At 59.7% G+C, this 13,218-nt stretch carries 13 protein-coding genes; 1 reads left to right on the top strand and 12 read right to left on the bottom strand.

From position 1 onward, the window contains the following. Positions 1–5 precede the first annotated feature (5 nt). From mrdB to leuS, 8 genes are all read right to left on the bottom strand, one after another. Complete coding sequence (mrdB, locus tag MC269_RS13285; RefSeq protein WP_048783134.1) at positions 6–1,118, bottom strand: peptidoglycan glycosyltransferase MrdB; 1,113 nt, start codon at positions 1,116–1,118, stop codon at positions 6–8. A gap of 8 nt (positions 1,119–1,126) precedes the next feature. Continuing rightward, a complete protein-coding gene (mrdA, locus tag MC269_RS13280; RefSeq protein ID WP_081139400.1) occupies positions 1,127–3,031 on the bottom strand; it encodes a peptidoglycan DD-transpeptidase MrdA in 1,905 nt (634 codons plus the stop codon). Positions 3,032–3,065: 34 nt separating this feature from the next. After that, positions 3,066–3,536 carry a 23S rRNA (pseudouridine(1915)-N(3))-methyltransferase RlmH gene (rlmH, locus tag MC269_RS13275; RefSeq protein WP_081139401.1) on the bottom strand — a complete coding sequence of 157 codons (471 nt, stop codon included), beginning with the start codon at positions 3,534–3,536 and terminating at the stop codon, positions 3,066–3,068. Positions 3,537–3,539: 3 nt separating this feature from the next. Continuing rightward, on the bottom strand, positions 3,540–3,857 hold the full coding sequence (gene rsfS, locus MC269_RS13270; RefSeq protein ID WP_081139402.1) for a ribosome silencing factor: 318 nt from the start codon (positions 3,855–3,857) through the stop codon (positions 3,540–3,542). 119 nt (positions 3,858–3,976) lie between these two features. Continuing rightward, positions 3,977–4,621 (bottom strand): nicotinate-nucleotide adenylyltransferase, encoded by a 645-nt coding sequence (gene nadD / locus MC269_RS13265; RefSeq protein WP_239952690.1) that lies wholly within the window; start codon positions 4,619–4,621, stop codon positions 3,977–3,979. Beyond that, entirely contained in the window at positions 4,614–5,645 is a 1,032-nt protein-coding gene (holA, locus tag MC269_RS13260) for a DNA polymerase III subunit delta (protein ID WP_239952689.1), read from the bottom strand. The genes nadD and holA overlap by 8 nt, the downstream gene beginning before the upstream one ends. Next, positions 5,642–6,232: an LPS assembly lipoprotein LptE gene (gene lptE / locus MC269_RS13255; RefSeq protein WP_081139405.1), complete on the bottom strand. Its 591-nt coding sequence runs from the start codon at positions 6,230–6,232 to the stop codon at positions 5,642–5,644. Before lptE ends, holA begins: the two co-directional genes overlap by 4 nt. A 14-nt stretch (positions 6,233–6,246) precedes the next feature. Beyond that, positions 6,247–8,829 carry a leucine--tRNA ligase gene (gene leuS, locus MC269_RS13250; RefSeq protein ID WP_239952688.1) on the bottom strand — a complete coding sequence of 861 codons (2,583 nt, stop codon included), beginning with the start codon at positions 8,827–8,829 and terminating at the stop codon, positions 6,247–6,249. Positions 8,830–9,052: 223 nt separating this feature from the next. Between leuS and MC269_RS13245 the strand changes: the two genes are divergently transcribed. Then, on the top strand, positions 9,053–9,541 hold the full coding sequence (locus MC269_RS13245) for a zinc ribbon-containing protein (protein WP_081139407.1): 489 nt from the start codon (positions 9,053–9,055) through the stop codon (positions 9,539–9,541). 129 nt (positions 9,542–9,670) lie between these two features. Here the strand turns inward: MC269_RS13245 and MC269_RS13240 are convergent, their stop codons facing one another. The 4 genes from MC269_RS13240 to MC269_RS13225 form a co-directional block, all read right to left on the bottom strand. Beyond that, the gene (locus MC269_RS13240) at positions 9,671–10,396 is read right to left on the bottom strand and encodes an amino acid ABC transporter ATP-binding protein (RefSeq protein ID WP_239952687.1); all 726 of its coding nucleotides are present in this window, start codon (positions 10,394–10,396) and stop codon (positions 9,671–9,673) included. After that, entirely contained in the window at positions 10,397–11,074 is a 678-nt protein-coding gene (gltK, locus tag MC269_RS13235) for a glutamate/aspartate ABC transporter permease GltK (RefSeq protein WP_094078502.1), read from the bottom strand. It lies immediately after the preceding gene. Then, positions 11,074–11,814, bottom strand: a complete 741-nt coding sequence (locus MC269_RS13230) for an amino acid ABC transporter permease (protein ID WP_239952686.1) — start codon at positions 11,812–11,814, stop codon at positions 11,074–11,076. Before MC269_RS13230 ends, gltK begins: the two co-directional genes overlap by 1 nt. A 155-nt stretch (positions 11,815–11,969) precedes the next feature. Further along, positions 11,970–12,869, bottom strand: a complete 900-nt coding sequence (locus MC269_RS13225; protein WP_081139409.1) for a glutamate/aspartate ABC transporter substrate-binding protein — start codon at positions 12,867–12,869, stop codon at positions 11,970–11,972. Positions 12,870–13,218 lie beyond the last annotated feature (349 nt).

Genomic DNA, 13,218 nt, shown 5'->3' with positions numbered 1-13,218 from the left:
GCCTCTTAGACGCTTTTAGATAACATTTTTCTGTGGGTGTGGATCGACATCACGATGCCGAATCCCGCCATAAGCACGATCAGCGCCGAGCCGCCATAACTCACCAGCGGCAGCGGAACGCCAACCACCGGTAAGATACCACTTACCATGCCAATATTAACGAAAACATAGACAAACAAAATCAGCATTAATCCGCCCGCCATCACGCGGCCAAAGGTGGTCTGGGCGCGCGCGGCGATCACCAGACCGCGCAAGATCAGCAGCAGATAGAGCACCAGCAGGATCAGCACGCCCACCAGACCCAGCTCTTCGGCCAGCACGGCGAAGATAAAGTCGGTGTGGCGCTCCGGCAAAAACTCCAGCTGCGACTGGGTGCCGTGCAGCCAGCCTTTACCGCGCAGTCCGCCGGAGCCGATGGCGATTTTAGACTGAATAATATGGTAGCCCGCGCCGAGCGGATCGCTTTCCGGGTCGAGCAGCATCATCACGCGATCGCGCTGGTAGTCGTGCATCAGGAAGAACCAGAGCACCGGAATAAACGCCGCCACCAGCAGCACCGCCACGCCGATCAGCTTCCAGCTCATGCCGGAGAGAAACAGCACGAACAGCCCCGACGCGGCGATCAGGATCGCGGTGCCGAGGTCGGGCTGCGCCGCCACCAGCAGCGTCGGCATAAAGATCAGGATCAGCGCGATGCCGGTATTCTTTAAGGTCGGCGGACAGACGTCGCGGTTGATAAAGCGCGCCACCATCAGCGGCACGGCGATTTTGGCGATCTCCGAGGGCTGAAAGCGCACCACGCCGAGGTCGAGCCAGCGCTGCGCCCCTTTACTGATATGGCCGAAGGCGTCCACCGCGATCAGCAAGATGACGCAGATAATATAGAGATAGGGCGCCCAACCTTCGTAGACGCGCGGCGGCACCTGCGCCAGCACCAGCATCATCACCAGACCCATGGCGATCTGGCCGATTTTACGCTCCATCATGCCGGGATCTTGTCCGCTGGCGCTCCAGATCACGATGGCGCTGTAGGCGAGCAGCGCCAGGATCACCAGCATAAACAGCGGATCGATATGGATACGCGTCCAGATCGATCGTTTCTGCGGGCTATCGTTCATCGACATCGTTATTCACCTTCATAGCCAGGCGGCACAGGGGCCGCATCCGGCAGAGCCGTATTGTTATCGCCCAGCATAATGTGGTCGAGGATCTGTCTCATTACCGTGCCGACTGCCGGGCCCGCGCCGCCGTTTTCCAGAATCATGGTGACGGCGACGCGCGGTTTGTCGTAGGGCGCGAAGGCGGTCATCAGTTTATGGTCGCGCAGCCGCTCGGCAATTTTGTGCGCGTTGTAGGTCTCGTTCTCTTTCAGGCCGAAGACCTGCGCGGTGCCCGACTTGGCGGCAATTTTATAGGGCGCGTCGGCAAAGCTTTTATGAGCGGTGCCGTTAGCGCGGTTCGCCACGCCGTACATGCCGTCTTTGGCGATCTCCCAGTAGCCGGAGTGCACGTCACCGATCGGCTCGCCCGGCGGCTGGCGCCACGGCACCATGGTGCGGCCTTCGCGCGTGGCGCGCAGCAGGTGCGGCACTTTCACCACGCCGTCGTTAATCAGGATCATCATCGCCTTGTTCATTTGCAGCGGCGTTGCGGTCCAGTAGCCCTGGCCGATACCGACCGGGATGGTGTCGCCCTGATACCACGGCTTTTTAAAGCGCTTCATTTTCCAGTCGCGCGTCGGCATGTTGCCGGCGCTCTCCTGCGGCAGATCGATGCCGGTGCGATGGCCATAGCCAAATTTGTTCATCCACTCCGACAGGCGATCAATGCCCATGTCATAGGCCACCTGATAGAAGAAGGTGTCCGCCGACTCCTCCAGCGATTTGGTGACGTTAAGACGGCCGTGGCCCCATTTTTTCCAGTCGCGGTAGCGCTTTTCCGAGCCAGGCAGCTGCCACCAGCCGGGATCGAACAGGCTGGTGTTACGGTTTATTACGCCTGCGCTCAGCGCAGAAACCGCGACATAGGGCTTCACCGTCGACGCGGGCGGATAGGAGGCCTGAATGGCGCGGTTGTAGAGCGGACGGTTTTCGTCGCTCAGCAGCGCCCGGTAATCTTTACCTGAAATGCCGTCGACAAAAAGATTCGGATCGTAACTGGGTGTGGAGACCATCGCCAGGATTTCCCCGGTGCGCGGATCGCTCACCACCACCGCGGCGCGGCTGCCGGTCAGCAGGGTTTCGATATATTGCTGCAGCTTGAGATCGATGGTCAGCCAGATATCGCGTCCGGCCTGCGGCGACTGCTCGTGCAGCTGGCGGATCACGCGGCCGCGGTTGTTGACCTCGACCTCTTCATAGCCGGTGATGCCGTGCAGCACATCTTCGTAGTAGCTCTCGATGCCCAGCTTGCCGATATCGTGCGTCGCGGCGTAGTTGGGCCATTTGCCCTCTTTGTCGAGGCGCGCCACGTCGCGGTCGTTGATTTTAGAGACGTAGCCGACGACGTGCGTCAGGGTAGGGCCGTAGGGGTAGTAGCGGCGCTGATAGCCTTTGACCTCAACGCCGGGAAAGCGGTACTGATTGACGGCGAAGCGCGCCACCTGCACGTCGTTAAGGCCAATTTTGACCGGAATCGAGGTAAAGCGACGCGAGCGTTTACGCTCTTTGTCGAAGGCGTCGAGATCCTCGTCGGTAATGTCGAGCACCGGGCGCAGATCCTCGAGCGTTTGCTTGAGGTTGTCGACCTTCTCCGGCACCAGCTCCGCCTGATAGATGGTGCGGTTAAGCGCCAGCGCGGTGCCGTTGCGGTCGTAGATAATGCCGCGGCTCGGCGCCACCGGCACCAGCTTGATGCGGTTTTCGTTGGAGCGGGTACTGTAATCTTCAAAGCGCAGGATTTGCAGGTGGTAAAGATTGACCACCAGTACGCTGGAAAGCACCAGAATTCCGAAGAAAGCAATTAATGCCCGACGGACAAAGAGTTTCTGCTCGGCGCTGTAATCGCGAAAGGCGTTGCTTTGTAATTTCATCCGCTACTTAAAATGTCGGGGGTGGCCTTACCGGTTATTCACGATGATAAGGATGATTGGCGGTGATGCTCCAGGCGCGATAGAGGCTTTCGGCGACCAGCACGCGCACCAGCGGATGAGGCAGCGTCAACGCCGACAGCGACCAGCTCTGCTCGGCGGCGGCTTTGCAGGCGGGCGAGAGCCCTTCCGGACCGCCAATCAGCAGGCTGACATCGCGGCCATCCTGCTTCCAGCGCTCCAGCTGCTGCGCAAGCTGGGGCGTTTCCCACGGCTGGCCGGGAATATCCAGCGTGACGATGCGATTGCCTTTGCCGGTTGCGGCCAGCATCGCCTCGCCCTCTTTTTCGAGGATGCGCTTGATATCGGCGTTTTTCCCGCGTTTTCCCGCCGGGACTTCGACCAGCTCCAGCGGCATATCTTTGGGAAAACGACGCAGATATTCAGTGAAGCCGGTCTGCACCCAGTCGGGCATTTTGGTGCCTACGGCAACAAGCTGCAGTTTCACGCATCAGCTCCAGAGTTTTTCCAGCTCGTAAAGCTGGCGGCTCTCTTCCTGCATCACATGGACGATGACGTCGCCCAGATCGACCACCACCCAGTCAGCGGCGCTTTTACCGTCCACGCCGAGCGGCTTCAGGCCTGCGGCGCGCGACTCCTGCACCACGTGGTCGGCGATCGACGAGACGTGACGCGTGGAGGTGCCGGTACAGATGATCATGCAGTCGGTGATGCTGGATTTGCCCTGAACGTCGAGCGCAACGATATCCTGACCTTTAAGATCATCAATCTTATCAATAACGAACTCTTGGAGTGCTTTGCCTTGCAAAAGGTTCCCCTTCAATACGGATAGTGGCGGGCCGGCTGCTGGCCCCGATAGGGCAGCCAAAAAATTAAGCCGCGCAGTATAGCATGTCTTTGCCTGCGCGATATATGCCCGGATCGCGGTTATTTCAGGTAGAGGCCCGTGCGATCGATATAGTCGATCACCGCCGCCGGCAGCAGGCTGTCGCAGGAGAGCCCCGCGCGGCGGCGGCGGCGAATTTCCGTGGCGGAGATATCCACCAGCGGCGTATCGGCCAGCCAGATGGCGCCGGCGGGCTGCTGATGCAGCTGCGCCACGTCGCGCGCCAGATGGGTTTCCAGCCAGCGCTGCATCTCTGGCGACCCCATCTCAGCGGGATAGCCCGGACGCTTGCACACCAGCAGATGGGCGAACGACAGCAGATCCTGCCAGCGATGCCAGCCTGACAGGTTCAGCAGCGAATCCTGGCCAATGATAAACGCCAGCGGCTGCTGCGGGCCGCGCTCGGCGCGCAGCGCCTCCAGCGTCGCCACCGTCCACGACGGCGTGTCGCGCTGCAGTTCGCGCGTATCGATGGCGAACAGCGGCCGATCCTCAATGGCGCAGCGCAGCATCTCGACGCGCTGCGTCGGGCTGGCTTCTGGCTGCGGGCGATGCGGCGGCACGTTGTTCGGCAGCAGTAGCACGCGGGCCAAACCGGTCTGCTGCGCCAGCGCCTCCACCGGGCGTAAATGGCCGAAGTGCACCGGATCGAAGGTGCCGCCAAACAGGGCGTGAAGGTCAGACACTGGCAAAACTCGCAGGAAAGTGGCGATGACACAGCAGCAGCGACAGGGTTTCCAGCTGTGGCCAGATACGCTGCCCGTAATCCTGTTTCAGGGTTAGTTCGATCTGCGCCAGCAGGTGAATGGCGCGCTGCAGGCGAGCGGCGTCGAGGCGCTGCAGCGCCTCGGTAAACAGCGCGCGGCGGTTCTGCCAGATGCGCTGCTGATCCATTAAGGCGCGCAGCGGCTGCTGCGCCTGGTGGCGCTGCAGGTGCAGCAGCGTCAGCAGATCGCGCTGCAGAGTGCGCAGCAGGATCACCGGCTCGCTCTCCTCTTTTTCCAGCTGATGCAGAATATGCAGCGCGCGTTTGCTTTTGCCGGCTAACAGCGCGTCGACCCAGTGGAAAGGGGTGAAGTGCGCCGCGTCGCTGACCGCCTCTTCCACGCGCGGCAGCGTGAGCGTGCCGTCGGGCCAGAGCAGCGAGAGACGCTCCAGCGCCTGCGCCAGCGCCAGCAGGTTGCCTTCATAGCAGTAGCAGAGCAGCTGGATCGCCGCGTCGTCCACGGAGAGCTTCATGCTTTTCGCGCGCGCCGCGACCCAGCGCGGCAGCTGCGCCTGTTCCGGCGTCTGGCAGGGCACCAGCACGCCGTGCGCGGCCAGCGCCTTGAACCAGGCGCTGTTCTCCTGCGCTTTGGTCAGCTTCGCCATGCGGCAAAGCAGCAAAATATCGGGGTGCAGCAGGCTCGCCAGCTTGTTCAGCTGTTCGGCCATGGCGGCGTTGGGGCCGTTTTCCGGGAACTGCAGCGTCATGGTCTGGCGCTGGGCGAACAGGCTGAGCGACTGGCAGCTGGCAAACAGGCTTTCCCAGTCGGTCTGCGCGTCGAGGGTAAAGCTGAAGTGCTCTTCAAACCCCTGCGCGGCGGCGGCGGCGCGCACCGCGTCGGCGCTCTCCTGCAGCAGCAGCGGCTCGTTCCCGGCTAACAAATAACAGGCGCGCAGCCCCTCACGGAGCTGCGCGCCAAGTTGCTCAGGATAGATCCTGATCATTGCAGAGGCGTAGCGGAAGAGGAGGCTGCCGCGGGCACCGCAGGTTCGCTGGCCGACGCGGGCAGCGTCTCTTTGTGGTTCATCTGTGCCGCATGCACGGTCAGCAGCTTACGCACCAGCTGCTCTGCGGCGCGCTGGCGCATCTCCTGCACGATCATATCCTGCTCGGCATCTTTCGCCAGCGCCGCGTTCGGGTTGTCGAAGAACGAGCGATAGACCGTGGTGCTGATCGGGTAGAGGCCTTTGCCAGGCAGCAGCACCTGTGCCGACACGCTCATCATCAGCGAATATTCCGCCGTGGTACCGCTGATAAACACCGAGGCGGTATCACGACCCTGCACTTCGCCGCCGAGGCGCAGCGTAGGGATATCGGTGCGATTTTGCTTCGTATCTTCAACGATGGTGACGTTGTTGAGACGCAGCTGCTGACGCACCGTGCGGGCCAGCGGACCGTAAGGGTCGCCGCTGTTTACGATCAGGGTTTTCAGCTCGGTCGGCACCTGAGTGGTGCCGCGCGGATGGAAACCACAGCCAGCGGTGATGGTCACCGCCAGCAGGACAAACAGCCTGATAATCAGATGTCGCACAGTTCCTCCTGAACTTAACCTACGACCAGGTTAAGCAGTTTGCCGGGTACATAAATCACTTTGCGGATGGTGACGCCGTCAAGGTACTTCGCCACCAGGTGTTCCTGCGCCGCGCGAGCCTGAACCTGCTCCTGCGTCGCGTCGGCAGCCACGGTAATTTTACCACGGACTTTGCCGTTTACCTGTACCACCACCAGCAGCGACTCTTCTACCATCGCCGCGTCGTCCGCCACCGGCCAGTCGGCGTTGTCTACGCTGCCTTCGCCGCCCAGCTCCTGCCACAGCACATAGCTGGCGTGCGGGGTGAACGGATAGAGCATACGCACCACGGCCAGCAGCGCTTCCTGCATCAGCGCGCGATCCTGCTCGCTTTCCTGCGGCGCGCGCGCCAGTTTGTTCATCAGCTCCATAATCGCCGCGATGGCGGTGTTGAAGGTCTGACGACGGCCGATGTCATCGGAGACTTTGGCGATGGTTTTGTGCAGGTCGCGGCGCAGCGCTTTCTGCTCGTCGTTAAGGCTGCTGAGATCCAGCGGCGTGGTCGCGCCTTTCGCCGTGTGCTCGTAAGCGAGTTTCCACACGCGCTTCAGGAAGCGGTTGGCGCCTTCAACGCCTGACTCCTGCCACTCCAGCGTCATTTCCGCCGGCGAAGCGAACATCATAAACAGGCGCACCGTGTCGGCACCGTAGCGCTCGACCATCAGCTGCGGGTCGATGCCGTTGTTTTTCGACTTCGACATTTTGCTCATGCCGGCGTAGATCACCTCGCGGCCCTGATTATCGGTCGCCTTGATGATGCGGCCTTTCTCGTCGCGCTCGACGGTGACGTCAACCGGCGAAACCCAGTTGCGTTCGCCGTTGGCGCCGACGTAGTAGAAGGCGTCCGCCAGCACCATGCCCTGACACAGCAGGCGCTTCGCCGGCTCGTTCGAGGTCACCAGACCCGCGTCGCGCAGCAGCTTGTGATAGAAGCGGAAGTAGAGCAGGTGCATGATGGCGTGCTCGATACCGCCGACATACTGATCCACCGGCAGCCAGTAGTTGGCCGCCGCCGGATCCAGCATGCCTTCATCATAGTGGGTGCAGGTGTAGCGCGCGTAGTACCAGGAGGACTCCATAAAGGTGTCGAAGGTGTCGGTTTCACGCAGCGCCGGCTGGCCGTTAACGGTGGTTTTCGCCCACTCCGGGTCCGCTTTGATCGGGCTGGTAATGCCGTCCATCACCACATCTTCCGGCAGGATCACCGGCAGCTGCTCTTCCGGCGTCGGCATTACGGTGCCGTCTTCCAGCGTCACCATCGGGATCGGCGCGCCCCAGTAGCGCTGACGGGAAACGCCCCAGTCGCGCAGGCGGTAGTTGACCTTGCGCACGCCGACGCCTTTCGCAGCCAGCGCGTCGGCGATGGCGTTGAAGCCCGCTTCATGGCTCAGGCCGCTGAATTCGCCAGAGTTGAACAGGGTGCCTTTTTCGGTCATGGCGGCGGCGCTGACGTCCGGCTCGCTGCCGTCCTGGTTCAGCACCACCGGCACGATCGGCAGATCGTATTTGGTGGCGAACTCCCAGTCGCGCTGATCGTGCGCCGGCACCGCCATCACCGCACCGGTGCCATACTCCATCAGCACGAAGTTGGCGACCCACACCGGCACCTTATCGCCGGTCAGCGGATGGATGGCGAACAGGCCGGTAGCCATGCCTTTTTTCTCCATCGTCGCCATATCGGCTTCGGCCACTTTAGTGTTGCGGCATTCGGCGATAAAGTCAGCCAGCACCGGGTTGCCCATCGACGCCTGCAGCGCCAGCGGATGGCCAGCGGCGACCGCGACGTAGGTGGCGCCGAGGAAGGTGTCCGGGCGCGTGGTGTAAACGGTGACCTTCTCTTCGCTGTCGGCGACGTCAAAGGTGATCTCAACCCCTTCAGAGCGGCCGATCCAGTTGCGCTGCATGGTTTTGACCTGCTCAGGCCACTCTTCCAGCGTGTCGAGATCGTTGAGCAGCTCATCGGCATAGTCGGTGATTTTCACAAACCACTGCGGGATCTCTTTGCGCTCAACTTTGGTGTCGCAGCGCCAGCAGCAGCCGTCGATTACCTGCTCGTTGGCCAGCACCGTCTGATCGTTCGGGCACCAGTTCACCGCCGAGGTTTTTTTATAAACCAGGCCTTTCTCATACAGTTTGGTGAAGAACCACTGCTCCCAGCGGTAATATTCCGGCTTGCAGGTGGCCAGCTCGCGGCTCCAGTCATAGCCGAAGCCCAGCAGTTTCAGCTGGTTCTTCATGTATTCGATATTGTCGTAGGTCCAGGGAGCGGGCGCGGTGTTGTTTTTTACCGCGGCGCCTTCCGCCGGCAGGCCGAACGCATCCCAGCCGATCGGCTGCAGCACGTTTTTGCCGAGCATACGCTGGTAACGGGCGATGACGTCGCCGATGGTGTAGTTACGCACGTGGCCCATATGTAGGCGGCCGGAAGGATAGGGCAGCATGGAGAGGCAGTAATATTTCTCTTTGCTCTCATCTTCGGTCACTTTGAACGTTTGGTTCTCGTCCCAGTGTTGCTGGACGCGGGATTCTATCTCTTCCGGGCGGTATTGCTCTTGCATGGCAGCCTGTGGTCCTTAATGAATAACGCTTAGCTTACTTTAAGATCCGCATAGCATACCCATATGGCTGCCGGTCAACAACACTTCACCGCCCTGATGCGGCGATTTCTCGCGGAAGGCCGCATCCCTTTGCGCGATTCCGATCCGCTTTCCGAAACAACCAGGCAAGCGGCGCAAAGCGGCTAAACTTAAAGCTGGCTTATCGCGCAGAAAGGAGAACAAAATGAACAAAGTGGCGCAAATTTACCGTGAGTCCCTGGCCGCGCTGACCGAGCGTCTGCGCCACGGCGATCGGGATATCGACGCGCTGGTGACCGCGCGCCGTCAGCAGCTGATGGCGAGCGAGTCCGCAACGCCGGGCGAGATCGATCAGGCGCTGGCGGCGGTTCGCCGCGATTTAGAGGAGTTTGCACGCAGCTATCAGGAGGTGCATCAGCCAGAAAGCGTCAGCGATTCGCTGTTTATGCGCGTGATACGTGAGAGTCTGTGGAAAGAGCTGGCGGATATCACCGACAAGAGCCAGCTGGAGTGGCGCGAGGTGTTTCAGGATCTGCATCATCACGGCGTGTATCAGAGCGGCGAAGTGGTCGGGCTGGGCAATCTGGTGTGCGAGAAGTGTCACTTTACCCGCGCGATTTATACCCCAGAGACCTTAACGCGCTGTCCGGAGTGCGGACACGATCAGTTCCAGCGCCAGCCGTTTGAGCCCTAAGACGATGCGCGCGGGACGATTGTGCTCACGCGGATAAGATGGCCCGATTGCAAAGGCGTTCGGGCCATCCTCTCCACTTGCCAGGCGAATGCGCCGTCGTTCAGTGCTTAATGACGCGCGACGGGTTAATTAGTGCAGAATTTTGGCCAGAAAATCCTTCGCGCGATCCGACTGCGGATTATTAAAGAAGTCATCTTTACGCGTGTCTTCGATAATCTTCCCTTCATCCATAAAGATCACGCGGTTCGCCACTTTACGGGCGAAGCCCATTTCGTGCGTCACCACCATCATGGTCATGCCTTCCTGCGCCAGCTCTACCATCACGTCGAGCACTTCATTGATCATCTCCGGATCGAGCGCCGAGGTGGGCTCGTCGAACAGCATGGCGATAGGATCCATGCAGAGCGCGCGGGCGATCGCTACGCGCTGCTGCTGGCCGCCCGACAGCTGGCCGGGAAACTTCTGCGCATGCGCGGTCAGCCCGACGCGATCCAGCAGCTTCAGACCTTTATCCCGTGCAGCGGTCTTGTCGCGCTTCAGCACTTTCACCTGCGCCAGCACCAGGTTGTCGATGATGCTGAGGTGGGGAAACAGCTCGAAGTGCTGGAACACCATGCCAACCTTGCTGCGCAGCTGCGCTAGGTTGGTTTTCTTGTTATTCACCTCAGTGCCGTTCACCAGAATATTGCCCTGCTGAATCGGCTCCAGCCCGTTAACGGTCTTTATCAGGGTCGATTTGCCCGAGCCGGACGGCCCGCACACCACCACCACTTCCCCTTTCTGGACTTCGGTCGTGCAGTCGGTCAGCACCTGAAAGTGACCATACCACTTAGAAACGTTTTTCAGGTTAATCATTTAAACCGTCCTTTTTCTTTTTAGATAGCCGACCAACAATGACGCGCTCAGGCTGATAACGAAATAGACCAGACCGGCGAAGAGAACCATTTCCACCTGGGTGCCGTCGCGCTCGCCGATGGTCGAGGCGGTGCGGAAGAAGTCAGCCAGGCTCAGTACATACACCAGCGAGGTGTCCTGAAACAGCACGATGCCCTGCGTCAGCAGCAGCGGCACCATGGCGCGAAACGCCTGCGGCAGAATAATCAGCTGCATCGACTGCCAGTGCGTCATACCCAGCGCCAGCGCGGCGTTACCCTGTCCACGTGAGATACTGATGATGCCGGCACGAATAATTTCTGAGTAGTAGGCCGCTTCGAACAGCGAAAAAGCGACCATGGCTGAAATCAGTCGGATATCGGTTTTCGGCGACAGGCCCAGCACCTGCTGCAGGAAACTCGGCACCACCAGATAGAACCACAGCAGCACCATCACCAGCGGCACCGAGCGGAACAGGTTGACATAAATTTTGGCGAACCAGCTGATTGGCTTAAAGGTCGAGAGCCGCATCACCGCCAGCAGCGTGCCCCAGATAATGCCGAACACCACCGCGGTTACGGTGATCTTCAGCGTAATCACCATGCCGTTAAGCAGGTAGGGCAGGCTGGGAGGAATCGAACTCCAGTCAAACTCGTACATTATTTTCCTCCCAGATTACCCGGCAGGCGCACCTTGCGCTCCACCAGACTCATAATCAGCATGATCACCAGGTTAATGGCGATATAGGCCAGGGTAATCGCGGTAAACGACTCGTAGGCGTGCGCCGAATAGTCGAGCAGCTTGCCCGCCTGCGCCGCCATATCCACCAGACCGATGGTCGAGGCGATAGCGGAGTTTTTCACCAGGTTAAGCATTTCCGAGGTCATCGGCGGCACAATCACGCGGTAGGCGTTAGGCAGCAGCACGTAGCGATAGGTCTGCGGCAGGGTCAAACCCATCGCCAGACCGGCGTTCTTCTGCCCGCGCGGCAGCGACTGAATGGCGGCACGCACCTGCTCGCAGACGCGGGCGGCGGTAAACAGGCCGAGACAGATCACCGAGGCGGTAAAGAACTGGATATTGGGATCCAGCTCCGATTTAAACCACATGCCGAGCTTTTCGCCCACCAGCTCCGGCGCCACCAGATACCAGAAGAAGAACTGCACGATCAGCGGAATGTTGCGGAACAGCTCTACGTAGCAGGTGCCGATCGCCGCCAGCAAGCGGTTAGGCGCGGTACGCAGAATGCCAAATAAGGAACCTACAAAAAAGGCGATAATCCAGGCGCAGCAGGAGACCGCAATGGTCACCTGAAATCCGGACCACAGCCAGCCAAGGTAGGTCGTGTTGCCGAACGGGGCCTGTTCGAGAAAAATGCCCCAGTTCCAGTCGATACCCATAACGAGCTCCGGTAAAAAAGGGTAGCGAAGCTACCCTGAAGATTGATGAACGGCGTCTGTGTGGCCTGCTTCAGGGGAACGACCTGAGCAGGGTGTCTGTCCGCGCCGGGTTTTCAGCAATCGAGAGGGCAGCGAGGCCGCCCTTGTTGTCGTTGTTAGTTCAGTGCTTTGTCATTCGGCGTTTTAAACAGCGCCTGCATATCCGCTGACAGATCGAAGTTCAGGTTCAGGTTCTTCGGCGGGATCGGCTGTTTAAACCAGGTGTCGAACCACTTCGCCGCTTCGCCCGAGGTCTGCGCTTTGGCGATGGTGTCGTCTACCAGGGTTTTGAACTGCGGATCGTCTTTACGCAGCATACAGCCGTAGGCTTCTTTCGACTGCGGCGTGCCGAGGATCTCCCAGTTGTCCGGCTTCTTCGCCTTGGCGCGTTCGCCTGCCAGCAGGGCGTCATCCATCATAAAGGCAACGGCGCGGCCGGTTTCCAGCGTGCGGAACGAGTCGCCGTGATCTTTGGCGCTGATGATGCGCAGATCCATTTTCTTCTCGTCGTTCAGCTTATGCAGCAGCACTTCCGAGGTGGTGCCGGAGGTGACGACCACGGTTTTGCCTTTCAGGTCGTCGAAATCTTTGATGTCGCCGCCTTTTTTCACCAGCAGACGGGTGCCGATAACAAAAATGGTGTCGGAGAAGGCAGCCTGTTTCTGGCGCTCGAGGTTATTGGTGGTTGAGCCGCACTCAAAATCGTAGGTGCCGTTCTGCAGTAGCGGAATACGGTTCTGCGAGGTGATCGGGATCATCTTGACCTGCAGATCCGGCTTGTTCAGCTTCGCTTTAATGGCGTCCACGATGGCGTTGGAGTAAGCCTGCGAATAGCCGACGACTTTTTGCTGGTTGTCATAATAAGAAAAAGGAACAGAGGACTCGCGATGCCCCACGACGATAACGCCATTGTCGCTGATTTTTTTCAGGGTGCCGCCGAGATCTTCCGCCTGGGCCGCGCCCGCTGCTGCTACGCCTGCCAGCAAAAGCGATAATGCCACTTTGCGTATCTGCATGGTCCAACTCCTTCAAGAGATATTGCACAGAATATAAACTGCGCAGATGTGTGATGTTGTGTGTATTTCCTGCTGCTTTTTATGTTTTCCCGGCGGGTGAACGCGCTGAGAACAGGCTCTAACATAGCGGATTGTTAACGTTATGAAACGAAAAAGTTTCTCTTTTTGAGAAGTGTTCCGCACCAAATTGAGGCGTCTTTTCAGCGTTGCGCGCTAAAGGTGCGCCGCCTTGCCTTTTTACGGTGCAGTTCGCCCTGCGTTAACCGGTTGTGCCGCTAGCTTTGCCGGAAACGGTGTTACAGATAGCAAGCATCGTGCCAGTTAACCGGCATAGCAGAAAATGGGGGAA

Source organism: Pantoea sp. Z09 (assembly GCF_022394795.1).
GTDB classification, from domain to species: domain Bacteria; phylum Pseudomonadota; class Gammaproteobacteria; order Enterobacterales; family Enterobacteriaceae; genus Pantoea; species Pantoea latae.
The sequence above is the reverse complement of the archived record's forward strand: the minus strand, read 5'-3'. Positions and strand labels throughout refer to the sequence as shown.

Bases quoted from the DNA above. Each gene is read 5' to 3' on its own strand.
- MC269_RS13230 (WP_239952686.1), bottom strand. From the start codon at position 11,814: ATGGGTATCGACTGGAACTGGGGCATTTTTCTCGAACAGGCCCCGTTC.
- holA (WP_239952689.1), bottom strand. From the start codon at position 5,645: ATGATCAGGATCTATCCTGAGCAACTTGGCGCGCAGCTCCGTGAGGGG.
- mrdB (WP_048783134.1), bottom strand. From the start codon at position 1,118: ATGAACGATAGCCCGCAGAAACGATCGATCTGGACGCGTATCCATATC.
- MC269_RS13240 (WP_239952687.1), bottom strand. From the start codon at position 10,396: ATGATTAACCTGAAAAACGTTTCTAAGTGGTATGGTCACTTTCAGGTG.
- leuS (WP_239952688.1), bottom strand. From the start codon at position 8,829: ATGCAAGAGCAATACCGCCCGGAAGAGATAGAATCCCGCGTCCAGCAA.
- MC269_RS13245 (WP_081139407.1), top strand. From the start codon at position 9,053: ATGAACAAAGTGGCGCAAATTTACCGTGAGTCCCTGGCCGCGCTGACC.
- mrdA (WP_081139400.1), bottom strand. From the start codon at position 3,031: ATGAAATTACAAAGCAACGCCTTTCGCGATTACAGCGCCGAGCAGAAA.
- MC269_RS13225 (WP_081139409.1), bottom strand. From the start codon at position 12,869: ATGCAGATACGCAAAGTGGCATTATCGCTTTTGCTGGCAGGCGTAGCA.
- gltK (WP_094078502.1), bottom strand. From the start codon at position 11,074: ATGTACGAGTTTGACTGGAGTTCGATTCCTCCCAGCCTGCCCTACCTG.